Raw genomic sequence first — 20,410 nt, 5'->3', positions numbered from 1 at the left:
CGGTCAGGCTGCGCTATGCCACAGGTGGCTTGCATCTGCCGCCGGCCAGGGGCCGGGGGCGGGCCCCGCGGCCACCAGGGCGTCGAGGCGGGCGATGAAATCGTCCCGGGGAATTTCCCGGGCGCCGAGGGAGGCCAGGTGGGCGGTGTGCATCTGGCAATCTACCATGCCGAATCCGAGCCTTTCCAGGTAGCGGGCGAGATGGGCGACGGCGATCTTGGAGGCGTCGCTGCGCCAGGAGAACATGGATTCGCCGTAGAACATGCGTCCCAGGGCGATGCCGTAGAGGCCGCCGACCAGTTCGCCATCCACCCAGGTTTCGACCGAATGGGCCAGCCCGAGTTCATGCAGGTGGCGGTAGGCGGCCTGCATCTCCGGCACGATCCAGGTGCCGTGCTGGCCCCGCCGCGGCGTCTGGGCGCAGGCGGCGATGACCCGGGCGAAGGCCGTGTCCAGGCGCACCTCGTAGCCGCCCCGGCGCAGGGTCCGGCCGAGGGAGCGGGAAACCTTGAATTCGGCGGGGAACAGCACCATGCGCGGGTCCGGGCTCCACCACAGGATCGGCTCCCCGGGCGAATACCAGGGGAAGATGCCGCGCCGGTAGGCCGCCAGCAGGCGTTCCGGCGCCAGGTCGCCGCCCACGGCCAGCAGGCCGTTGGGCTCGCTGAGGGCGGTGGCGAGGGGCGGGAATTCGTGGGCTGCGGTGAGCCAGGGCAGCATGGTTGCTTTCAGCTGGAGGCAAAGGTGGAAAGGCGGGCCGGGGTGGGGCTCATTATAATGTGGCCCTTGCCCCGGGCCAGCGCCCGGGAAAATTCTGCGAGACCTCCATGTATTCTGCCCGTCGTACCTGCCTTGGCGCCCTCCTGGGGGCCGCTTCCCTGCTGCTTTGCGCCTGCGTCACCCTGGATCGGACGGAGGCCCCGGCGGCGGCTGCGGCGACGGTGGGCCATCCGCCGCCCAAGGTGGTGCTGGCCCTGGGGGGCGGTGCCGCCCGGGGCTTTGCCCACGTGGGGGTGATCAAGACCCTGGAATCCCACGGCATCGTGCCGGACATGGTGATCGGCACCAGCGCCGGCTCCGTCGTCGGCGCCCTCTATGCCGCCGGCTATTCCGGCTACGAATTGCAGAAGCTGGCCATGAAGCTGGACGAATCGGCCATCACCGACTGGTCCCTGGCGGATCGGGGCGTGCTCAAGGGCGAGGCCCTGCAGAAGTTCATCAACGAGGCGGTGAAGCAGCAGCCCATGGAAAAGCTGAAGAAGCCCTTCGCCGCCGTCGCCACCGATCTCAAGAGCGGCGAGGCGGTGACCTTCCGCAGCGGCAACACGGGCATGGCGGTGCGGGCCTCCAGCAGCGTGCCCGGCGTCTTCCAGCCGGTCACCATCAACGGCCGCGAGTACGTGGACGGCGGCCTGGTCAGCCCGGTGCCGGTGCGGGCCGCCCGGGCCATGGGCGGCGAGGTGGTGATCGCCGTGGACATTTCCAGCAAGCCGAAGAACGGCAAGGTTTCCGGCCTCATGGAGGTGCTCCTGCAGACCTTCGCCATCATGGGCAGCCACCTGGGCCAGGCGGAGATGAAGGAGGCCGACGTCGTTATCCGCCCCGACATTCCGGGCATCGGCTCCACCGACTTCAAGTCCCGCAACGACGCCATCCTGGAAGGGGAACGGGCGGCCCAGGCGGCCCTGCCCCTGATCCGCGCCAAGCTGGGTATCCGGTGAGCGCCGTGGCCGCCGAGGAGAACGTCACCTGCGCCACCTGCCGGGCCTGCTGCTGCAAGCTGGAGGTGATGCTGCTGGGGGGCGACGACGAGGTGCCCGAAGCCCTGACCCGGCAGGACCCCTGGGGCGGCTGGATCATGCACCGCCTGGAGGACGGCTGGTGCGCCGCCCTGGATCGCCGCACCATGCTGTGCACCATCTACGAGCAGCGTCCCTTCATCTGCCGCGACTACCAGGCGGGGGATTACGACTGCCTGGAGCAGCGGGCCGCCGGCCTGCCGGCCTGACCCAAGGCCGGCCTCAGACCAGGGCGGAGGGCCGTTCCGGGGCGGCCAGGGCCACCACGCTGCCGATGACCAGCAGGGTCGGCGGCTTGATGCCGTGGCGCTGGGCCGTCGCCGCCAGGGTGGCCAGGGTGCAGGCGTGGAGCCGCTGTTCCGGCCAGGTGGCGCGATAGACCAGGGCCGCCGGCGTTTCCGGGGCCAGGCCGGCGCCCTGCAGGCCGGCGGCGATGCGTTCCAGGCCGTGGATGCCCATGTAGATCACCAGGGTCTGGTTGGGCTGGGCCAGGGCCTGCCAGTTCAGTTCCAGGGCCTGGTCCTTGAGGTGGCCGGTGACGAAGACGCAGCTCTGGGCATGGTCCCGGTGGGTCAGGGGAAAGCCGAAACTGGCGCCGGCCCCCAGGGCGGCGGTGATGCCGGGCACGATTTCCACCGGCACCGCCTGTTGCAGCAGCACGTCCATCTCCTCGCCGCCGCGGCCGAATACGAAGGGATCGCCGCCCTTGAGGCGCACCACCCGCTTGCCTTCCCGGGCCTTCTCCAGCAGCAGTTGGCAGATGTCCTCCTGGGGCAGGGTGTGGTTGCCGGCAGATTTGCCGACGTAGATGCGCTCCGCCGTCACCGGGGCGAAATCGACGATGCCCGGACCCACCAGATTGTCGTAGACCAGCACTTCCGCCGTCTGCAGGCGCCGCCAGGCACGCAGGGTCAGCAGTTCCGCATCGCCGGGGCCGGCCCCCACCAGGGAGACGCTGCCCGGCGCCTGTTCCGACCAGACCCGGCTCACAGGCCGGGCCCCTGGTGGAAAACCAGATCGTCCACGGGGCGGCCATGCTTCAGGTGCTCCTCGACGATGCGCTCCAGGTTGTCGGCGGTGACGTTGTAGTACCAGGTGCCGTCGGGCTGCACGCACATCACCGGGCCGCCCTTGCAGGCGGCGAAGCAATTGACGCGGGAACGCTTGACCCGCAGCTCGCCCTCGGTGAGACCGGCGGCCTTGAGCTTGTCGCCCAGGGAGTCGAAGAGGGCCTGGCCCTCGCCGTTCTGGGTGCAGCGGGGGCCGGTGCACACCAGCAGGTGGCGGCGGTAGTCGCCGATGCGGGGCTTGCTGACTTCGCTCATGCTTCCGCCTCGGCTTCGGTTTCGTCCGCCGCTTCCGGGCCGGCGGCCAGGGCGGCGGCGATGTAGTCCTCCGGCAGGCGGTATTCCACGGCCAGTTCGGCGGCGCTCTTGCCGCTGTCGCGGATGGCTTCCAGCCAGCCGTTGAGGCCGGTGGAAAGGGAGCGGCCGGCCTGCTCGCCGCCCTTGGTGGAACGTTCACCCTCGGCCACGTCGTACTTGTTGGCATAGCCCCGGGGGGTGACCATCAGGCCATCCCGGATGAAGGTGTTGGAGTTGCCGATGAGCACGGTGGACAGCATGCCGATGTCGGCCTCGGCCATCTTTTCCAGGGTGGTGAATTCCAGCCGCTGCTTGGGGCGGAAGGCGCTCTTGACGATGGCCACCGGGGTCTTGGGGTCCCGGTGGCGCAGGAAAATGCGCTGGGCTTCCTGGATCTGGCGGGTACGGCGGCCGCTCTTGGGGTTGTACAGGGCCACCACGAAATCGGCGTAGGCCACCGCATCCAGGCGGCGGGCGATGGTGGGCCAGGGGGTGAGCAGGTCGGAGAGGGAGATGGCGCAGAAGTCGTGGGTCAGGGGCGCGCCCACCAGGGCGGCGCAGGTGTTCAGCGCCGAGGCGCCGGGGACGATTTCCACCTCGATGTCCGATTCCGGGGTCCAGCCGGCCTGGAACAGCACCTCGAAAGTGGGGCCGGCCATGCCGTACACGCCGGCGTCGCCGGAGGAAATCAGGGCCACCTTCTTGCCCTGCTTGGCCCGGTCCAGGGCTTCGATGGCCCGGTCCAGCTCTTCGGTCATGGACTTCTTGATCACTTCCTTGCCGTCGATCAGGTCGGCCACCAGGCGCACATAGGTGACGTAGCCGATGATGGTGTCGGCTTCGGCGATGGCGGCCCGGGCGCGGCCGGTCATGTGTTCCACGGCGCCGGGGCCCAGGCCCACCAGCATGATCTTGCCGGTCTTGGCCGGGGCGTTGGTTTGAATGTCGGTCATGAAATCGTTCCTCGGAAATTCAGTGAATGCAGTGGTCGGGCTCAGGGCAGCAGGGCGATGGAGACGGTGGCGTTACGCCCGTCCGGACCCCGCAGCTTGTGTTTTTCGATCAGCAGCCGGCTCATGTCGGTGCCGGCGGCCAGCAGGGCGGCGGCTTCCGACACCGACGGGGTGCCTGTGTACTTGCGCACCGTCTCCGACGGGTTGGGCACGGGCACGGTGGCCAGCACTTCCGGCGGGTAGAAGGTGAGGGTGAGGCCAAAGCGTTCGGCAAAGCCCAGCAGGCCCACCTCGTCCGCCTTCAGGGTGATGCTGGCACCGGCCGCCACCTGTTCCGGGGCGAGGCCGGCGGCGGCCAGGGCCTCCTGCACGGCTTGCGCAATGGTCGCCTCCGGGGTGCCCCGGTCGCAGCCCAGGCCCAGCGCCACTCTGCGGCTGCCCAGGCTCAAGCGCCTTGCTCCACGGGCGGCCGGTAGGTGACCAGGCGGCCTGCCAGGCGGGGCGCCAGTTCCGGCGGCAGGGGGCGGTGGCTGATCCACAGCACGGCAGCGACGCTGTCCAGGTCCACCTCTTCCAGGCGGCTGAACTGCTTGATATTGGCGGGCACCGGGCCGCTGCGGCCATTGGCGTGGCGCGGCCACCAGTCGGGGCTGCCGGCTTCCTGCACCAGGGCCACCGGCTCGTCGTTCACCACGGCGGCGCTGGCCTTCACCACCTCGTCGTGGGTTGCCTCGAAGGTCCAGCCCAGCTCCCGGCCCAGCAGGTCCACGCCCAGGGTCTGGCGGGAGTCGGAGGCGGTGGTGAGCACCGGGGTGGCGCCCAGGCTGGCCGCCAGGATGCCGGCCAGGGCGTTGGCGCCGCCCAGGTGGCCGGAGAGCATGGGAATGGCAAAGCGCCCGGCCTCGTCCACCACCACCACCCCCGGGTCCTGTTCCTTGTCCTTGAGGTGGGGGGCGATGAGGCGCACCAGGGCGCCCAGGGAGACGATGGCGACGATGCCGTCGAAGTTGGCGAAGAGGGCGGGAATCTGGTCGCCGGTCTTGCCGCTGTAGGTGGCTGCCGCGCCAGGAGTGCTGGCAACTGCGGCTTCCGCCTCGGCCCGGAATTTCTCCGGGGCGAACAGGCGGGCGCCGGGCAGGGCCGCCACCACCTTGCCCGCCAGGGCAATGCCGTGGCGGGTGATGGAGACGACGGCGATTCTCTCGTTGGGGAAGGGGAGGGGAATAGTCATTTTATTTTTTGGGTTGGGGCAAAACTGTTCAGGCGGCAGCCGTTTCTTTGGGCTGTTCGGCCTCGGCCTTGCGCTTGCGGCAGCCCCGGCGCAGTTCGCCGCGCTGGCGCTTGGGGTTCTGCACCAGCATGAGGGAGAGGTAATTCACCTTCTCGCCCTTGAGGGAGGCCACGTCGCGCACGATGCGCTCGTCGGGGGAACCCACCTTCTCGATGAAGCAGCTGGTGCTGAGCAGCTCGCGCCGCTCCAGGAGTTCCAGCACTTCATCCACCAGGGGTTTCACCTTGAGCAGCACCAGGGTGTCGAACTCGTCCAGCAGGTGGTCGATGACCTCCACGCCGTAGGCGGCGGGGATCACCGCCAGGGTCTCGTCTTCCTCGGCCAGGGTGGTGCCGGTGGTGGCAGCGGCGGCGGCAAAGGAGGAGACGCCGGGGATGGTTTCCACCTCAACTTCCGGCACCAGCTCCCGCACCACCCGGGCCAGGTGGCCGAAGGTGGCGAAGGTGGAGGCATCGCCTTCCACCAGGAACACCAGGTCCCGCCCCTCGGCCAGCAGTTCCACGGTACGGGCGGCGGCCCGGGCCCAGGCCTTGGTCAGGATCTCGGCGTCCCGGGTCATGGGGAACACCAGTTCCTCGGCGTCGGCGGGCACTTCCAGACCACCCCGGGTGACGATGGAGAGGGCGTAGGAGCTTTCCTCGGCCTTCTTCACCGGATAGAGCCAGCGGGCGTCGCCGTTGAGCACGGTCCAGGCGCGGCGGGTGATCAGTTCGGGGTCGCCGGGACCCAGGGAGGCGCCGATGAGGCGGCCGTATTTCTTGTCGGTCATGGTTTAGCTCTTCTTTGCTGACACTATCCAAATGGGGTTCTGGGCGGCCATGCGGTGCATGTCCAGGATGGGCTGGCTGCGGCTGGCCTGGAGCTGGGTCACGTCCCAGTTCGCTCCGAATTTCTCCACCGCAGCGGCCAAAGCCGTGGTGGCGGTGGCCAGGTTTTCCAGGGTGACGAAGTTCATCACCAGGCGGCCGTTGGGCTTCAAGCGGGTGAGGATCAGCTCGATGAGGGCCGCCAGTTCGCCGCCGGAGCCGCCGACGAAGACCGCGTCCGGATCGGGCCAGGTCTCCAGCCCTTCCGGGGCCTTGCCGTGGCGCAGGGTGTAGTTGGTGGCCTGGAAACGCAGGGCGTTTTCTTTCGCGTTGGCGGCGTCGCCCTCGTTTTTTTCGATGGCATAGACGTGGCCGTGGCGGCACAGGCGGCTGGCTTCCAGGCCGACGGAGCCGGAACCGGCGCCGATGTCCCACACCACGCTGTCGGGCTTGAGACCCAGCTTGGCCAGCGACAGGGCCCGGGCCTCCAGCTTGGTGATGAGACCCTTCTCCGGCTGGCGCTGGACGAAATCCAGGTCGTCGAAGCCGAAGATGGCGCGCGGGTCGGCCACCTGGCGTTCCACCAGCACCACATTGGGGTCGGGGAAGCTCATGGCCGCAGCCTGTTCCAGGGAGAGGTCGGGGAACAGTTGCTCGTCCGGCAGGGCCAGCTTGGCGGCCACCGACAGGCGAATCTCTTCACCGTAGCCCGCGGCCAGCAGGGCCCGGGCCAGGCGGGCCGGGTTGTTGTCCGGGCCGGTGAAGGCCGCCACTTTCGGATACTCGGCGATGGCCCGGATCAGCTTGTAGAGGCCGTTGTCCGGGGTGGTGCCGAACTGCCATTCGCCCGCATCGGCGGTGTGGCAGGTGGAAATGCGGTAGTCCTGCCAGGGCCGCTGGAAGCGGGCGAAGGCCAGTTGCAGGGTGGAGGGGGCGGGCAGCACGGTGACCGATTCGGCCCCCAGCTTGCCCACCAGATAGCTGGCCATGCCGTGGCAGAGGGGGTCGCCGGTGGCCAGCACGACAGTGCGCAGGCCGTCAGCGGCAGCTTGTTGAATCCAGCCGGGCACCTGGCCCAGCTTGCCGTCCATGTCCTTCAGGGAGGCGCCGGCGGGCAGGTGGGCTTGTACCAGGGCCAGGGTGCGGCCGGCGCCGACGATGAGGCCGGCGGATTGCAGGCAGTGGCGGGAAGAGTCCGGCAGGCCGGCCCAGCCGTCGTCCAGGATGCCGAGGACGGTGCAGTAGGGTTGTTTAGACACTTTCGCCCTCTTCGACGCGACAGATGAACTGGCCTTCGAAATCGCAGACCAGCACGGTGAGTTGGTAGGGGCCCGGGTGGCAGGCCCGCAGGCTCTGCATGGCGTGGATGGCCAGGGCCCGGTGGAAGGGCACGGTGAGGCCCAGCAGGGCCAGGCGCTCGGCGGCGAAGCGGGCCGTCTCGGCGTTGCGGATTTCCTCCACCAGGTCGGCGGGGGCGCCCACTTCGGTGGCGCAGGCGGCCAGCAGGTCCCGGTCAATTTCCTGCTTCCAGGCGTGGGTCACGGCCAGGCCCTGGCCCATCTTGGTCAGCTTGCCCACCATGGCGCCGATGTAGACGTGCTGCATCTTGCGCTTGATGGCGCTCTGGAAGGCGGCCTTGACGAAGTCCCCCATCTGCACGAAACAGGCTTCCTGCAGCTGCGGCAACTGCTTCATGGCGAATTTTTCGGTGCGGCCGCCGGTGGTGAACACCACGCTGGTCTGGCCCTGGCGCGCCGCCACGTCCACCGCCTGGACCACGCTGGCGCGGAAGGCGGCGGTGGAATAGGGGCGCACGATGCCGGTGGTGCCGAGGATGGAAATGCCGCCCAGGATGCCGAGGCGGGCATTGAGGGTCTTCTTCGCCATCTCCTCGCCGCCGGGCACGGAAATGGTCACCTCCAGGCTGTCGCCGGCGGCCAGGATGGCAGCACCGGCCCGGGCCACGTTGTCGCTGATGTTGCGCCGGGGCACCGGGTTGATGGCCGGGCCGCCCACTTCCAGGCCCAGGCCTTCCTTGGTGACGACGCCGACGCCCGGGCCGCCCTTGAGGATGACCTGGCCGCCGCCACCGGGAATGCGCACCACGTCGGCGGTCATGTGGGCGCCGTGGGTGGCGTCCGGATCGTCGCCGGCATCCTTGATGCTGACGGCGTGGGCCCGCAGGGGCATGCCTTCGCCCTCGACGCGGCCGTCGGTGATCTGGAAGGGCACTTCCTGGCCGTTGGGCAGGCGGCAGAAAATCTGGGCTGGCACTTGGCCCTGGACCAGGCCCTGGGTGGCGGCCACCGCCGCCGCCGCCGAGTTGGCGCCGGTGGTGAAACCGGTGCGGTTGCCCCGTTCCCGCTTGGCCGTGCCCTTGCGGACCTTCTCGGCCGGCGGCGGCGCTTCGCTGTTCACGGGAGCGCTGTTGGCGGCTTCAGGCGGCATTGCGCTGGCGGGCTTCGGCGACGCCGAGGAGGGCGTGGATGGCCGCCACCACCAGGGTGGAGCCGCCCTTGCGGCCGCGGATGACGATCCAGGGCACGTCCTGCACTTCGGCCATCAGGTCCTTGGATTCGGCGGCGGAGACGAAGCCCACGGGCATGCCGATGACCAGGGCCGGGCGGGCCCCTTCTTCCTTGATCAGGCGTACCACTTCGATGAGGGCCGTGGGGGCGTTGCCGATGCCGACGATGGCCCCGTCCAGCAGGCCCTGGCGGTGGGCCTTGCGCATGGCCTGCACGGCCCGGGTGGTGTCCTCGGCCTGGGCCTGGGCGATGACGTCGGCGTCGGAAATGAAGTGGTGGGTGGTGACGCCGAAGTGCTTGAGGCGGCTGGCGGAGAGGCCGACGCAGATCATTTCCACGTCCGCCACGATGGGGGTGCCGCCCTTGAGGATGGCGGCCAGGCCCGCTTCCACCGCTGCCGGATGGAAGTCGGTGAGGCCGTTGAATTCGAAGTCGGCATTGGCGTGGATCATGCGCCGCACCACCGGCCACTGGTCGGCGCTGTAGGCGTGGGGGCCGGCTTCGGCATCGATGATGGCGAAGGAATCGTGCTCGATGGCGCGGCCGGCGGCGGTGAGCTGTTCGGTGACGACGTTGGCGTTGTGGTTCATGGCTTACCCGTGGGAGTGATGATCGTGGGAGTGATTGTGCCCATGGCAATGGCCGTGACCATGATCGTGATCATGTTTGCCCCCATGTTGGTGGCCGCAGCCGCCGTGGGCGTGGCCATGCTCATGTCCGTGCTCGTGGGTGGCGGTGTGGCTGTGGTCGTGCAGGTGCTCGTCCTCGGCGGCCAGGCGGTACTTGCAGCCGTCGCATTCGAGCAGGCTGCCTTCGGGCAGTTCATCGCCGCCCACCTTGGCATCCAGCAGGTCGAAGATGCCCTTGTCGAAGCCGAAGTGGGTGCCCAGGGCGAAGGCCACCTGGGGATACTGGCGCTGCAGGCGCTCGGCCTGGGCCTTGATGCGCTCCATGAGCACGCCGGTAAAGAGATAGACCGGAACGATGGCCACCTGGGTCATGCCCAGCTTGACCTGGCGCTGCACGGCGGTTTCCAGCCGGGGCCAGGTGACGCCGGTGAAGGCGATGTCCACCAGCTCGTGGTCGTTGTCCTCGAAGATCCAGCGGGCCATCTTGGCCAGCTCGCCGTTGGCGCCGGCGTCCGACGAACCGCGACCCAGCAGGATGACGCCGGTGGTGCAGGGGTCGGGCATGTCCAGCTGCTTCATCAGCCGGTCCAGCTGGCCCTGCAGCACCTCGAAAATCTCCCGGCCCATGCCCAGGTGGCGCACCACCTGGAAGTCCACGCCCGGGTGGCGGGCTCGTGCCTCTTCCACGGCGTGGGGCAGCTCCATTTTCACGTGGCCGGCGGCGTTGAGGATGAAGGGGATCACCACCACCTTCTTCGCATTGCCGGCGGCCCGGTTCAGGCCCTCATCCAGCAGCACCTCGGCGTGCTCGATGAAGCACACCTCGATGCGCCAGCCGGGGTGGCGTTCCCGCCACTGGGCGGCGAAATGGAGGATTTCCTTGTTGCCGTCCCGGTTGCGGGAACCGTGGCCGACCAGGAGCAGGGTGGTGTCTTGGGCACTGAAGGTCATGGGCATTTCTCAGGAGGCCTCGCCCACGCTGGCCTTGCGGAAGCGGTGGGTGAAGCTGGGGTCGTAGAGCTTGGAGCGGGCGATGTCCTCCCAGTCCCGGGCGCCGAGGGCCGGGCTGGCGATGATCATGGCCTGGGCGGCGATCTTTTCCGCCTGGCACTTTTTCTTGATGTCCGCGATGGTGCCGCGCACGATCTTTTCCTCCCCGGGCCAGGAGGCCTTCTGCACCACCAGGATGGGCGCTTCCTCCGGCCAGCCGGCGGCCAGCAGGGCGCGCTGCACCTCGTGCAGCAGGGTGATGGAAAGGAAGATGCAGAGGGTGGAACGGTGGGCGGCCAGGGCCTCCAGTTCCTCCCCCGGGGGCATGGGGGTGCGGCCGGCGACCCGGGTGAGGATCACCGTCTGGGTCACTTCCGGCAGGGTCAGGGTCTCGCCCGCCGCGGCGGCGGAGGCCAGGGCCGAGGAGACGCCTGGCACCACGGCCCAGGGTACGCCCACCTCGTCCAGGGGCCGGGTCATTTCCACCAGGGCGCCGTAGAGGCCCGGGTCGCCGGTCTGCAGTCGCACCACGGTCTGGTGGCGGCGGCTGGCCTGGAGCAGCCAGTAGGTCATTTCCTCCAGGGTCATGTCCTTGGAGTCCCGGATCTCGCAGCCCGGCGGGGCGTAGAGGGTGGCAGCCTGGTCCACCAGGGAGCCGGCAAAGAGGATGGCGCCGGCCTGTTCCAGCAGGCGGCGGCCCTTGACGGTGATGAGGTCCGGGTCGCCGGGGCCGGCGCCGACGAACCAGATCTTGCCGAGGGTGGCTGGGGTCATGGCATGTTCCTTCTCAGCAGTCTTCTTGTTGCAGCTGGGCCAGGAGGGCGCTGCAGCTGTGGATGGGGGGGGCGCCGCGGAGCAGGCCGCGCTGCCGCAGCTGCCGTTCCAGGCCGATCACCGAGGGCAGGCGCAGGCCGATGGCGGCCAGCTCGGCCTCGTGCCCGGCCAGGGCCGGGGCGTCGAAGCTGGCGCAGCAGCGGCCGGCGGCCATGAGGTGGATGCGGTCGGCCCAGCGGTAGGCGAAGTGGATGTCGTGGGTGGCCAGGAGGATGGTCATGCCCCGGCGGTGCAGGCCGTCCAGCACCGCCAGCAGTTCCTCCTGCATGGCCTGGTCGAGGCCGGCCATGGGTTCGTCCAGCACCAAGAGCTCCGGCTCCATGGCCAGCACGCCGGCGATGCAGACCCGCTTCTTCTGGCCGAAGCTCAGGTTCTGCACCGGCTTGTGGGCCAGGTCGTCCATGCCCACGGCCTGCAGGGCGGCTTCCACCCGGGCGGCGACGGTGGCATCACTCAGGCCCAGGTTGAGGGGGCCGAAGGAGACGTCCTCCCGCACGCTGGCGGAAAAAAGCTGCCGGTCCGGATTCTGGAAGACCAGGCCCACCTTGCTGCGCAGGGCGCGCAGGCCGGCCCGGCCGTAGTCCACTGGGGTGCCGGCGTAGTGCACCCGGCCGGTGGCGGGGCGCAGCAGGCCGTTGCAGTGCTGGAAGAGGGTGGTCTTGCCCGAGCCGTTGGCGCCGATGAGGGCGTTGCGGCTGCCCCGGGAAACGCTCAGGGAACAGCCGGCCAGGCCCGCGCTGCCATCCGGGTAGCGGTAGTGCACGTCCTCCAGCTGCAGCAGGGGCACGCTCACCGGCCGCTCCAGGCAAGCAGCACCAGGGCCAGGGCGGCCACGCCGGCCAGGCCGGCATCGCGCCGGGCGTGGGGGTGGCGGCTGCCGAGGAAGCGCAGGGGGCCGTCGTTGTTGCGGGCCAGGGCCGCCAGGTGCAGGGCGTGGGAACGTTGCCACACCTGCAGGGTGAGGTGGGCGGCCATCTGCCCCAGGCTGCGCAGCAGGCGGCTGCGGTCCAGGTGGCCGAGGCGGGCGGCCTGGGCGGCGCGCATGTCCTGCAGGGCGGCGGCGAAGACGAACAGGGTGCGGTAGCACAGCACCATGATGTCCAGCAGCACCTCGGGGGTGCGCAGGCGGCGCAGCAGGGCGATGAGGTCGCTCAGGGGCGTGGTCAGCACCAGGAACAGCAGGGCTGCCAGGGCGCCCAGGGAGCGGGTCGCCACCACGGCGGCCTGGTGGGTGCCGGCGGCGGTGGCCTGCAGGCCGCCCCCATCCACGGAGACGGCCAGGGAGAGGGCGCTGATGGCGAGGAAGAAGAGGGCCGGGGCCGCTACCCGCAGATAGAGCAGGGGCGATACCCGGGCGCCGCCAATGGTCACGGCCGCCAGCAGGGCGGCCACGCCGAGCCCGGCGGCCGGGGTGGCGGCGGCGACGAAGGCGGCCGTCACCCCGCCCAGGGCGAAGAGGCCCTTGGCCTGGGGCGCCACGCCGCGCCAGCGGTTGGCGTAGGCCGACTGCTCGATCAGCACGCCGGCCCTTCCTGGTCCTCGTCTTCGCGCCGGGCTGCCGCTTCACCGCGTCGTTGTTCCCGGCGCAGCTTTTCCCGGGTGCGGGCGCAGCCCAGGTAATAGCCGATGAAGCCGGCGCCGAGGGCCGCCTGCAGGGCGAAGAGGAGGGAGGCGATCTCGCCGCTGGCCGGCTCCAGCAGGGGCTGGAACCAGGGCTGGTAGTCCGGGGCGATGCGGGTGATGAGGGCCTGGGCCTCGCTGTCGGCGCCGCCGAAGATTTCCGCCGGCTGGCCGTCCGGCCCCAGGGGCCGTTCCACCAGCCACAGGGGCAGGGCCGCCAGCAGCACCACGGCGATGAGCAGCAGCAGGTTCTGGTGGCGCTTCATGCCCGCACCTCCGGCGCCGGGGCCACGCCCAGGTCCTGCAGTTCCTGCGGGTTGAAGCGGGCCAGGGCGTTGCAGATGACCACGGTGAGCAGGCCCTCGCTGATGGCCAGGGGAATCTGGGTGAGGGCGAAGATGCCGGCGAACTTGAGGAAGGAGGCGCCAAAGCCGCCCACCGGATCGGGGAAGGCCCAGGCCAGTTGCACCGAGGTGGTGACGTAGGTGAGCAGGTCCGCCAGGCTGGCGGCGAGGAACACGCTCACCGCCAGGGAGGCCTTGAGGCGGCGGGCCAGGGCGAAGATGCCGTAGGCGGCGAAGGGTCCCACCACGGCCATGGAGAAAATGTTGGCGCCCAGGGTGGTGAGGCCGCCGTGGGCCAGCAGCAGGGCCTGGAACAGCAGCACCACGGCGCCGATGGGGGCCATGGCGGCAGGGCCGAAGAGCACGGCGCCCAGGCCGGTGCCGGTGGGGTGTGAACAGCTGCCGGTGACCGAGGGCAGCTTCAGGGCCGAGAGGACGAAGGTGAAGGCGGCGGCCACTCCCAGCAGCATGCGCTGCTCGGGATTTTCGCGGATGCGGCGGTTCACGGAACGGATGCCCCAGGCGACGAAGGGGGCGGCGGCGACGCTCCAGCCCACGGCGTGTTCGATGGGCAGGAAGCCTTCCATGATGTGCATGAGTCTCTCCCTCGGCGAGCATGACGGTGGCGCACCAGGCGGGGGAGTTGTGGCAGGTCGGATAAAGGGCCGCGGCGGATGGAACAGCGAGGAGGCGGCAAATCACCAGAACCGTTCCCGTCACCCCGGGGAATGGTGCAACTTGTGATGTCAGGCCGGTCTTCTGGCTTGCCTTCATCCTTCCCTGCCGGCCTTCCCGTGATGAACCACAGTGGCGTGAGGCAGCGTCGTCTGGCTTACAGCAGCGGGGGCTGCGCCGGACTATCCTGGGTGGTCCCTGGAGTCACCGGCTTCCCGTTTCACCGTCCCCGCAGAGCGCGAGGCACGGCACCTGAATCGGGGCGGATGATAGCCCACTCCCCCCGGGCTGGGCAATCCGCCGCGCCAGGCGCGGCGTTTGGCGAATCGGTCGGGGCGGGTTAGACTGGCCCCGCTTCGGTTCCCCCCTCCAGGGGATGAAAAGGGAATCCGGTGCGAGACAGGGCGGCGACGCCCTGACTCCAGTCCGGAACTGCCCCCGCAACTGTAGGCGGCGAGCGTTGCGCTCCACTCTTTGCCACTGGCGATACTGCCGGGAAGGCTGGCGCAACGTGACGACCCGCAAGTCAGGAGACCTGCCGCGGCATTACTTCATATCAATCCTAATTGGGGCGGGGTGTCCCCTGAGGAAGGTAAATGCGCGCATTCCCTGACTGTCATCGTTGTCCGCTCTCGGCTGCCTGCCGCTCCGAGCCGCTTTGCCGCGGCCCGGGGTGTTCGCCCTTCTCCGATGCTCCCGCTCCGCTTCATCCAAGGAGTTGCGCATGCGCATGGAAGCAATGGAAATCGGCGCCGTCGTGGGGACGGCCGTCCAGCCCGTAGAAGCCAATCCCGCCCCCACTTCATCCACTTCGCCGCGGCAGCAGCAGGCCACCCTCATGGTGGACGTGGTCTTCCCCGAACAGGTGAACCACCACGGCACCCTCTTCGGCGGTTCCGCCATGGCCATGATGGACAAACTGGCCTTCCTGGTGGCCACCCGGGAGACCCGCCGGCCCATGGTCACCGCCAGCAGCGGCCGCATCGACTTCCGCAAGCCCATTCCCCAGGGGCGCCTGGTGGAACTGTCCGGCCGGGTGGTGCAGCGGGGCCGGCGCTCGGTGCAGGTGGAGGTGGCCCTGGCGGCGGAGGACCTGGCCACCGGGCTGAGGGAGACCAGCGCCACCGCCCACTTCACCCTGGTGGCGGTGGACGGTCCAGGGGCGCCGCTGCAGGAGGACGACGAGAGCTTCGCCCAGCTGCCCGGCATCGGCCCGGTGACGGCCATGGTGGAGATGGTCTTTCCCGGCCATACCAACCACCACGGCAGCCTCTTCGGCGGCCAGGCCCTGGCCTGGCTGGGCAAGGCGGCCATGGTGGCGGCCAGCCGCCAGGCCCGCATGCCGGTGGTGATGGCCGCTTCCGAGCGCATCGACTTCCATGCGCCGGTGCTGGAGGGGGAGATCGCCGACCTGGCGGCCCGGGTGGTGGCCATCGGCAACAGTTCCATGACGGTGGAAGTGCTGCTGCACGCCGAGGCCCTGCTCACCGGCCAGCGCCGGCTGTGCACCCGGGGCCGCTTCATCATGGTGGCGGTGGGCTACGACGGCCGCCCGGTGCCCGTGCCCCAGCCCCTGGGGCGGCGTCTGGCCTAGGCTCCGGCCTTCGCCCGCCCCAGAGCCGGGGCGGGCGCCCGGTTTCCGGCCCGGAACGGCAGGCGGCAGGCTGCCCGGCCGGGCAGCGGCCCCCCGCCGCGGTGTGACATAGTCGAGCCAATTCAGCGGTGGCGGGCCGTTATACTGCCGACAGAAGAAGACGGGCCGGAGCCCGTGCCGTGATCGGCATGGCGCCTTCCGCAACCCAGGCTGCCCGGGCATCGGCAGCGACGATCCCTCCAACCTGCCTAGTCCCCATGTCCCTCAAGACAGCCCTGGCCCTGTGCGCCGCCTGCCTTTCCCTGAGTCCGCTGCCCGGCGTCGCCTCCGAGCCGGCGTCCATCGTCTTCACGGCTGCCGAGCAGGCCTACCTGGACAGGGTGCAGTCGGTGAAGATGTGCGTCGATCCGGACTGGGAGCCCTTCGAGCGCATCAACGAGCAGGGGCGGCACGAGGGTATCGGCGCCGACCTGGTGCAGCTGGTGGCCCAGCGGGTCGGCCTGCGCATCGAGCTGCTGCCGGTGCGGACCTGGGACGAAAGCCTGGCCGCCGCCAAGGCCGGGCGCTGCCAGCTCATGAGCTTTCTCAACCAGAGTCCGGAACGGGACCGCTGGCTGAATTTCACCGCTCCCGTGTTCACCGACCCCAACATCATCGTCACCCGGGAGGAGCACGCCTTCGTCGGCGACCTCCTCGGCCTCAGCGGCGAGAGCGTGGCCCTGCCCCGGGGCACCATGGTGGAGGAGCGCATCCGCAAGGACTTCCCCAACCTGCGGGTGATCCTCACCGGCAGCGAGCCGGAGGCCGTCTCCCTGGTTTCCGAGCGCAGGGCCGACCTGACGGTGCGCTCCCTCATCGTCGCCGCCTACGCCATCCGCAAGGAAGGCCTGTTCAACCTCAAGATCGCCGGCCAGATTCCCGCCTACACCAACCAGCTGCGCATCGGCGTGGTCAAGGACGAGCCCCTGCTGCGGGACATCCTGGACAAGGGCGTGCGCACCGTGACGCCCCAGGAGCGGGAGGCCATCGCCAACCGGCACGTGGCCATCAAGGTGGAGCAGCACACCGACTACAGCCTGCTGTGGAAGAGCCTGGCCGTGGCCGCCTTCGTCCTGGCCGTGGTCATCTACTCCAACCGCAAGCTGAGCGCCCTCAACCGGGAGCTGGAGCGACTTTCCGTCACCGACAAGCTGACCGGCCTGTTCAACCGCATGAAGCTGGACGAGGTGCTGGAAAGCGAAATCCAGCGCTCCCAGCGTTTCGGCCAGCCCTTCAGCCTGATCCTGCTGGACCTGGACCACTTCAAGCTGGTGAACGATTGCCACGGCCACCAGGCGGGAGACCAGGTGCTGCTGGAAGTGGCCCGGCTGCTGCAGCGCCACACCCGGGAGACGGACCTGGCAGGCCGCTGGGGCGGCGAGGAATTCATGGTGGTCTGCCCCCACACGGACGAGGCGGGGGCCCGGGTGCTGGCCGAGGACCTGCGCCGGGTGTTCGAGCTCAACGAGTTTCCGGTGGTGCGGCAGAAGACCGCCAGCTTCGGGGTCGCCACCTACCGTCCCGACGACCAGGCCAAGGACATCGTGGCCCGGGCCGATGCCGCCCTGTACCGGGCCAAGGACCTGGGCCGCAACCGGGTGGAATGGCAATAGGCGCTGGCGTGGGGCGCTGCCTTCGCCTGCTGGGCCTGGCCTGCCTCCTGGGCGCCTCCGTCCAGGGCCGGGCCGGGGACGATGGGGCGGAGGCCCTGGCGGGCACCACCTTCTTCGGCTACGGCAAGGCCATGTACGTCTTCGACGACAAGAAGGGCGGCCGGCCGAACCAGAACACCGCCGGCTTCGGCGGCAAGCTGGGCCTGGAGAGCGGCGACTACCGGGGCTGGCGCCTGCGGGCCGCCTGGTACACCACCCAGGACCTGGGCCTGGCCCGGGACAATCCGCGCCAGACCGACGCCTACATGTTCGGCCTGGACAAGCGCCCCTATTCCCTGTGGGGCGAGGCCCAGCTCATCTACAGCCGGGGCCGCAGCCGCCTGACCCTGGGGCGCCAGGAAATCCAGTCGCCCCTCATCAACAGCTACGAATACCGCATCATCCCCAACCTGTTCGACGCCTACGTGCTGAGCAGCCGGGAGCTGCCCGGCACCACCCTGACCCTGGGCTACGTCGGCCAGATGTCGGGCCTGGACGGCCTGGTGAGCTTTTCCGATTTCCGCAGCATGTCCCAGCAGACCTACACCTCCCTGCTGGTGGACGGCCGGGGCCGGCCGGATGCGCGCAACGGCGAGACCCTGGACCCCTCCACCGTGGTCGGCCACCGGGGCGTGTGGATGACGGGGGTGGCCTACGAGGCGGAGCACAAGCTGCAGCTGTGGCACTACTACGGCCGCGACACCCTGCAGACCGTCTATGCCGACGGCCGCTTCAAGCAGCCCCTGGGCCGGGGCTTTACCGCCCTCATCGACGGCCAGGCCTACCGGGTGTCGGAGGTGGGGGCCTTCCGCGACTACCTGGCCCGCCACGGACTCAACGCCAGCTACGGCCTGGCGGGCCTCAAGGGCACCCTGGCCCATGCCCCCAGCGGCCTCAGCCTGGCCCTGATGGCCAACCGCTTCGGCGGCGACCAGCGCACCGTGACGGCCTACGGCAACTGGGGCGGCTATCCGGAATTCGTGCTGATGCCCTATCTCTACGCCGAGAACGACGCCATGTCGGCCATCGCCCGCAGCCGCCTGCGCAAGGCCACCCTGCTGCTGGACCTGGGCCCCTACGGCCTGCCGGAGCACAGCCTGCTGCTGGGCCACGCCCGCATGGACATCGACGAGGCCATCCTGCCCGGCGCCGACATCATCGCCAACAGCCTCATCTACCGGGCCCGGCTGACGCCCCGGGTCTCGGCCCGGCTGCACCTGGAAGCGCGCAGCTCGGCCCATTCCCGCTACGACAACCACTTCCTCACCCTGGGCCTGCGCTACGACTTCTAGCGGCCCTCAATTTTCACCATGACCAACAAGCGACCCTTGGATTACCTGGCCGGCTATCCGGCCGAGCTGACGGCCCGGGTGCAGCACCTGATCGGCCAGGGCCGGCTGGCGCCCTGGCTGCTGGAGCGCTATCCCCGGGCCCATGAGGTGCGCACCGACCGGGCGCTGTACGACTACGTGCTGGAGTTGAAGGGGCGCCATCTGCGCAATGCGGAAACGCCGAGCAAGGTGGCCTTCGACAGCAAGCTGCACGACCTGCGCAACGCCCTCGGCACCCACACCACGGTGGCCCGGGTCCAGGGCGGCAAGTTGAAGGCCAAGCGGGAGATCCGGGTCTCGGCCCTGTTCCGGGAGATGCCGGAGGCCTTTCTGCGCATGATCGTGGTCCACGAACTGGCCCACCTCAAGGAGCGGCAGCACGACAAGGCCTTCTACCAGCTGTGCCGGCACATGGAGGCGGACTACCACCAGCTGGAATTCGACCTGCGCACCTACCTCTGCTACCTGGAGCAGGGCGGCGCCCCCCTGTGGGCCGCCGCCTCGCCCTCCTCGCCGGGGGAAGCCCCGCCGGCCTAGTCTTCCAGCAGGCGGGTCTTGACGCTCTTGCCCTTGACCTTGGCCAGCTTGCGCACCGCCTCCCGGGCGATGTTGCGGGCCACGGCCACATAGGTGACCTGCTCGGTGACGGTGATCTTGCCCACCTGTTCCTTGGCGAAGCCGGCTTCGCCGGTGAGGGCGCCGAGGACGTCGCCGGGACGCAGCTTGTCCTTGCGCCCGCCGAGCAGCAGCAGGGTGGCCATGGGCGGCACCAGGGGCGCCTCGTTGCCGCTCTGCAGGCTGCCCAGGGTGTGCCATTCCGGTTCCATGCCCATCATCTGGGCGATGGTCTCCACCCGGCGCCGGTCCCTCGGGCTGCACAGGCTCAGGGCCCAGCCGTCCTCGTCGCCGCGGCCGGTGCGGCCGATGCGGTGGATGTAGATTTCCGGGTCCGGCGTCACGTCCACGTTGATCACCGCTTCCAGCTGGGCGATGTCCAGGCCCCGGGCGGCCACGTCGGTGGCCACCAGCACGGAACAGCTGCGGTTGGCGAACTGGATCAGCACCTGGTCCCGCTCCCGTTGTTCCAGGTCCCCGTTCAGGGTCAGGGCGGAAAAGCCCTGGCCGTGCAGCACTTGCACCAGGTCCCGGCACTGCTGCTTGGTGTTGCAGAAGGCCAGGGTGCTGGCCGGGCGGTAGTGCTTGAGCAGGGTGCAGACGGCCTGCAGCCGTTCCTCGTGTTTCACCTCGTAGAAGCGCTGGCGGATCTTGCTGCCTTCGTGCTGTTCCGCCAGCTTCACTTCCTTCGGCTGGCGCAGGAAGCGCTGGGCCAGTTCGGCGATGCCGGGCGGATAGGTGGCGGAGAAGAGCAGGGTCTGGCGTTCCGCCGGGCAGCGCCGGGCAACCCAGGCGATGGCGTCGTGGAAGCCCATGTCCAGCATGCGGTCGGCCTCGTCCAGCACCAGGGTGTTGAGGGCGGCCAGGCTCAGGCTGCCCCGTTCCAGGTGGTCCATGAGGCGGCCCGGAGTGCCGACCACGATGTGGGCGCCGTTCTCCAGGCTGGTGATCTGGGGCTTCATGGGGCTGCCGCCGCAGAGGGTGAGGATGCGCACGTTCTCCTCGCCCCGGGCCAGGCGGCGCAGCTCCTGGGTTACCTGCTCCGACAGTTCCCGCGTGGGGCACAGCACCAGGGCCTGGATTTCCAGGCGGCGCGGGTCGAGGCGGCTGAGCAGGGTGAGGCCGAAGGCGGCGGTCTTGCCGCTGCCGGTCTTGCCCTGGGCGATGAGGTCGTGGCCGGCCAGGGCCAGGGGCAGGCTGGCGGCCTGGATGGCCGTCATGCTGCGGTATTCCAGCTGTGCCAGGGTGGCCAGCAGGCCGGCGGAAAGGGGCAGGCTGGCGAAGGACAGGTCGGCCGGGGCGTTCAGCTCGGCATCGGGGGAAGTGGGGGCATCGCTCATGGGTGC

23 protein-coding genes and 2 riboswitches are annotated in these 20,410 nt (G+C 69.6%); of the genes, 6 read left to right on the top strand and 17 right to left on the bottom strand.

What is annotated here, in order from left to right:
* Window positions 1-3 precede the first annotated feature (3 nt).
* Entirely contained in the window at window positions 4-720 is a 717-nt protein-coding gene (gene aat, locus EV678_RS04885) for a leucyl/phenylalanyl-tRNA--protein transferase (protein ID WP_130458710.1), read from the bottom strand.
* Between the two features lie 107 nt (window positions 721-827).
* On the opposite strand from aat, the gene EV678_RS04880 reads away from it, so the two are divergent.
* Together EV678_RS04880 and EV678_RS04875 are read left to right on the top strand one after the other, a co-directional pair.
* Window positions 828-1,721 (top strand): patatin-like phospholipase family protein, encoded by an 894-nt coding sequence (locus EV678_RS04880; RefSeq protein ID WP_130458709.1) that lies wholly within the window; start codon window positions 828-830, stop codon window positions 1,719-1,721.
* A complete protein-coding gene (locus tag EV678_RS04875) occupies window positions 1,718-2,008 on the top strand; it encodes a YkgJ family cysteine cluster protein (protein ID WP_014237986.1) in 291 nt (96 codons plus the stop codon). The genes EV678_RS04880 and EV678_RS04875 overlap by 4 nt, the downstream gene beginning before the upstream one ends.
* A gap of 13 nt (window positions 2,009-2,021) precedes the next feature.
* Here EV678_RS04875 and cobA read toward each other — a convergent pair whose 3' ends face one another.
* Genes cobA through EV678_RS04800 form a run of 15 tightly spaced genes read right to left on the bottom strand, consistent with a single transcriptional unit; the run spans window position 2,022 to window position 13,754 of the window.
* Window positions 2,022-2,789: a uroporphyrinogen-III C-methyltransferase gene (gene cobA, locus EV678_RS04870; protein WP_130458708.1), complete on the bottom strand. Its 768-nt coding sequence runs from the start codon at window positions 2,787-2,789 to the stop codon at window positions 2,022-2,024.
* On the bottom strand, window positions 2,786-3,124 hold the full coding sequence (locus tag EV678_RS04865; RefSeq protein ID WP_014237984.1) for a (2Fe-2S) ferredoxin domain-containing protein: 339 nt from the start codon (window positions 3,122-3,124) through the stop codon (window positions 2,786-2,788). Before EV678_RS04865 ends, cobA begins: the two co-directional genes overlap by 4 nt.
* Complete coding sequence (gene cobJ / locus EV678_RS04860) at window positions 3,121-4,116, bottom strand: precorrin-3B C(17)-methyltransferase (protein WP_014237983.1); 996 nt, start codon at window positions 4,114-4,116, stop codon at window positions 3,121-3,123. The genes EV678_RS04865 and cobJ overlap by 4 nt, the downstream gene beginning before the upstream one ends.
* Window positions 4,117-4,157: 41 nt before the next feature.
* Window positions 4,158-4,565 (bottom strand): cobalamin biosynthesis protein, encoded by a 408-nt coding sequence (locus EV678_RS04855; RefSeq protein WP_014237982.1) that lies wholly within the window; start codon window positions 4,563-4,565, stop codon window positions 4,158-4,160.
* Complete coding sequence (locus tag EV678_RS04850) at window positions 4,562-5,347, bottom strand: cobalamin biosynthesis central domain-containing protein (protein ID WP_014237981.1); 786 nt, start codon at window positions 5,345-5,347, stop codon at window positions 4,562-4,564. Before EV678_RS04850 ends, EV678_RS04855 begins: the two co-directional genes overlap by 4 nt.
* Before the next feature lie 28 nt (window positions 5,348-5,375).
* Window positions 5,376-6,176: a precorrin-2 C(20)-methyltransferase gene (gene cobI, locus EV678_RS04845; RefSeq protein ID WP_014237980.1), complete on the bottom strand. Its 801-nt coding sequence runs from the start codon at window positions 6,174-6,176 to the stop codon at window positions 5,376-5,378.
* Window positions 6,177-6,179: 3 nt separating this feature from the next.
* Window positions 6,180-7,472: a precorrin-6y C5,15-methyltransferase (decarboxylating) subunit CbiE gene (gene cbiE, locus EV678_RS04840; RefSeq protein ID WP_130458707.1), complete on the bottom strand. Its 1,293-nt coding sequence runs from the start codon at window positions 7,470-7,472 to the stop codon at window positions 6,180-6,182.
* Window positions 7,465-8,661, bottom strand: a complete 1,197-nt coding sequence (locus EV678_RS04835; RefSeq protein ID WP_130458706.1) for a cobalt-precorrin-5B (C(1))-methyltransferase — start codon at window positions 8,659-8,661, stop codon at window positions 7,465-7,467. Before EV678_RS04835 ends, cbiE begins: the two co-directional genes overlap by 8 nt.
* The gene (locus tag EV678_RS04830) at window positions 8,651-9,331 is read right to left on the bottom strand and encodes a precorrin-8X methylmutase (RefSeq protein WP_026687354.1); all 681 of its coding nucleotides are present in this window, start codon (window positions 9,329-9,331) and stop codon (window positions 8,651-8,653) included. Before EV678_RS04830 ends, EV678_RS04835 begins: the two co-directional genes overlap by 11 nt.
* A 3-nt stretch (window positions 9,332-9,334) precedes the next feature.
* A complete protein-coding gene (locus EV678_RS04825) occupies window positions 9,335-10,321 on the bottom strand; it encodes a sirohydrochlorin chelatase (protein ID WP_130458705.1) in 987 nt (328 codons plus the stop codon).
* 9 nt (window positions 10,322-10,330) lie between these two features.
* Window positions 10,331-11,134, bottom strand: a complete 804-nt coding sequence (gene cobM, locus EV678_RS04820) for a precorrin-4 C(11)-methyltransferase (RefSeq protein ID WP_130458704.1) — start codon at window positions 11,132-11,134, stop codon at window positions 10,331-10,333.
* Between the two features lie 13 nt (window positions 11,135-11,147).
* Window positions 11,148-11,987 (bottom strand): energy-coupling factor ABC transporter ATP-binding protein, encoded by an 840-nt coding sequence (locus EV678_RS04815; protein ID WP_130458703.1) that lies wholly within the window; start codon window positions 11,985-11,987, stop codon window positions 11,148-11,150.
* The gene (cbiQ, locus tag EV678_RS04810) at window positions 11,984-12,715 is read right to left on the bottom strand and encodes a cobalt ECF transporter T component CbiQ (protein ID WP_130458702.1); all 732 of its coding nucleotides are present in this window, start codon (window positions 12,713-12,715) and stop codon (window positions 11,984-11,986) included. The genes EV678_RS04815 and cbiQ overlap by 4 nt, the downstream gene beginning before the upstream one ends.
* The gene (locus tag EV678_RS04805; RefSeq protein WP_130458701.1) at window positions 12,709-13,080 is read right to left on the bottom strand and encodes an energy-coupling factor ABC transporter substrate-binding protein; all 372 of its coding nucleotides are present in this window, start codon (window positions 13,078-13,080) and stop codon (window positions 12,709-12,711) included. The genes cbiQ and EV678_RS04805 overlap by 7 nt, the downstream gene beginning before the upstream one ends.
* Window positions 13,077-13,754: an energy-coupling factor ABC transporter permease gene (locus EV678_RS04800; RefSeq protein WP_014237971.1), complete on the bottom strand. Its 678-nt coding sequence runs from the start codon at window positions 13,752-13,754 to the stop codon at window positions 13,077-13,079. Before EV678_RS04800 ends, EV678_RS04805 begins: the two co-directional genes overlap by 4 nt.
* A 136-nt stretch (window positions 13,755-13,890) precedes the next feature.
* Window positions 13,891-14,104: riboswitch (cobalamin riboswitch) on the bottom strand.
* 69 nt (window positions 14,105-14,173) lie between these two features.
* Window positions 14,174-14,390, top strand: a riboswitch (cobalamin riboswitch).
* Between the two features lie 167 nt (window positions 14,391-14,557).
* Here EV678_RS04800 and EV678_RS16285 point away from each other — a divergent pair.
* The 4 genes from EV678_RS16285 (at window position 14,558) to EV678_RS04780 (ending at window position 18,986) form a co-directional block, all read left to right on the top strand.
* Complete coding sequence (locus tag EV678_RS16285; RefSeq protein ID WP_235832406.1) at window positions 14,558-15,427, top strand: acyl-CoA thioesterase; 870 nt, start codon at window positions 14,558-14,560, stop codon at window positions 15,425-15,427.
* A gap of 257 nt (window positions 15,428-15,684) precedes the next feature.
* Window positions 15,685-17,079, top strand: coding sequence for a diguanylate cyclase (locus EV678_RS04790; protein ID WP_130458700.1), 1,395 nt, complete (start codon window positions 15,685-15,687; stop codon window positions 17,077-17,079).
* Window positions 17,080-17,087: 8 nt separating this feature from the next.
* Window positions 17,088-18,410, top strand: coding sequence for an OprD family outer membrane porin (locus EV678_RS04785; protein ID WP_130458699.1), 1,323 nt, complete (start codon window positions 17,088-17,090; stop codon window positions 18,408-18,410).
* An 18-nt stretch (window positions 18,411-18,428) separates the two neighbouring features.
* Window positions 18,429-18,986, top strand: a complete 558-nt coding sequence (locus tag EV678_RS04780) for a YgjP-like metallopeptidase domain-containing protein (RefSeq protein WP_130458698.1) — start codon at window positions 18,429-18,431, stop codon at window positions 18,984-18,986.
* Here EV678_RS04780 and dbpA read toward each other — a convergent pair.
* On the bottom strand, window positions 18,983-20,404 hold the full coding sequence (gene dbpA, locus EV678_RS04775; protein WP_130458697.1) for an ATP-dependent RNA helicase DbpA: 1,422 nt from the start codon (window positions 20,402-20,404) through the stop codon (window positions 18,983-18,985). The two genes, EV678_RS04780 and dbpA, sit on opposite strands and share 4 nt — an antisense overlap.
* Between the last annotated feature and the right edge of the window lie 6 nt (window positions 20,405-20,410).

It is taken from the genome of Azospira oryzae (assembly GCF_004217225.1).
GTDB classification, from domain to species: domain Bacteria; phylum Pseudomonadota; class Gammaproteobacteria; order Burkholderiales; family Rhodocyclaceae; genus Azospira; species Azospira oryzae.
This window is presented reverse-complemented; position numbering and strand designations above follow the sequence as displayed.

Coding starts and splice junctions, on each gene's coding strand:
- aat (WP_130458710.1), bottom strand. CDS start 720: ATGCTGCCCTGGCTCACCGCAGCCCACGAATTCCCGCCCCTCGCCACC.
- EV678_RS04880 (WP_130458709.1), top strand. CDS start 828: ATGTATTCTGCCCGTCGTACCTGCCTTGGCGCCCTCCTGGGGGCCGCT.
- EV678_RS04865 (WP_014237984.1), bottom strand. CDS start 3,124: ATGAGCGAAGTCAGCAAGCCCCGCATCGGCGACTACCGCCGCCACCTG.
- cobJ (WP_014237983.1), bottom strand. CDS start 4,116: ATGACCGACATTCAAACCAACGCCCCGGCCAAGACCGGCAAGATCATG.
- EV678_RS04850 (WP_014237981.1), bottom strand. CDS start 5,347: ATGACTATTCCCCTCCCCTTCCCCAACGAGAGAATCGCCGTCGTCTCC.
- cobI (WP_014237980.1), bottom strand. CDS start 6,176: ATGACCGACAAGAAATACGGCCGCCTCATCGGCGCCTCCCTGGGTCCC.
- EV678_RS04835 (WP_130458706.1), bottom strand. CDS start 8,661: ATGCCGCCTGAAGCCGCCAACAGCGCTCCCGTGAACAGCGAAGCGCCG.
- EV678_RS04830 (WP_026687354.1), bottom strand. CDS start 9,331: ATGAACCACAACGCCAACGTCGTCACCGAACAGCTCACCGCCGCCGGC.
- EV678_RS04825 (WP_130458705.1), bottom strand. CDS start 10,321: ATGACCTTCAGTGCCCAAGACACCACCCTGCTCCTGGTCGGCCACGGT.
- cobM (WP_130458704.1), bottom strand. CDS start 11,134: ATGACCCCAGCCACCCTCGGCAAGATCTGGTTCGTCGGCGCCGGCCCC.
- EV678_RS04805 (WP_130458701.1), bottom strand. CDS start 13,080: ATGAAGCGCCACCAGAACCTGCTGCTGCTCATCGCCGTGGTGCTGCTG.
- EV678_RS04800 (WP_014237971.1), bottom strand. CDS start 13,754: ATGCACATCATGGAAGGCTTCCTGCCCATCGAACACGCCGTGGGCTGG.
- EV678_RS16285 (WP_235832406.1), top strand. CDS start 14,558: ATGCGCATGGAAGCAATGGAAATCGGCGCCGTCGTGGGGACGGCCGTC.
- EV678_RS04790 (WP_130458700.1), top strand. CDS start 15,685: ATGTCCCTCAAGACAGCCCTGGCCCTGTGCGCCGCCTGCCTTTCCCTG.
- EV678_RS04780 (WP_130458698.1), top strand. CDS start 18,429: ATGACCAACAAGCGACCCTTGGATTACCTGGCCGGCTATCCGGCCGAG.
- dbpA (WP_130458697.1), bottom strand. CDS start 20,404: ATGAGCGATGCCCCCACTTCCCCCGATGCCGAGCTGAACGCCCCGGCC.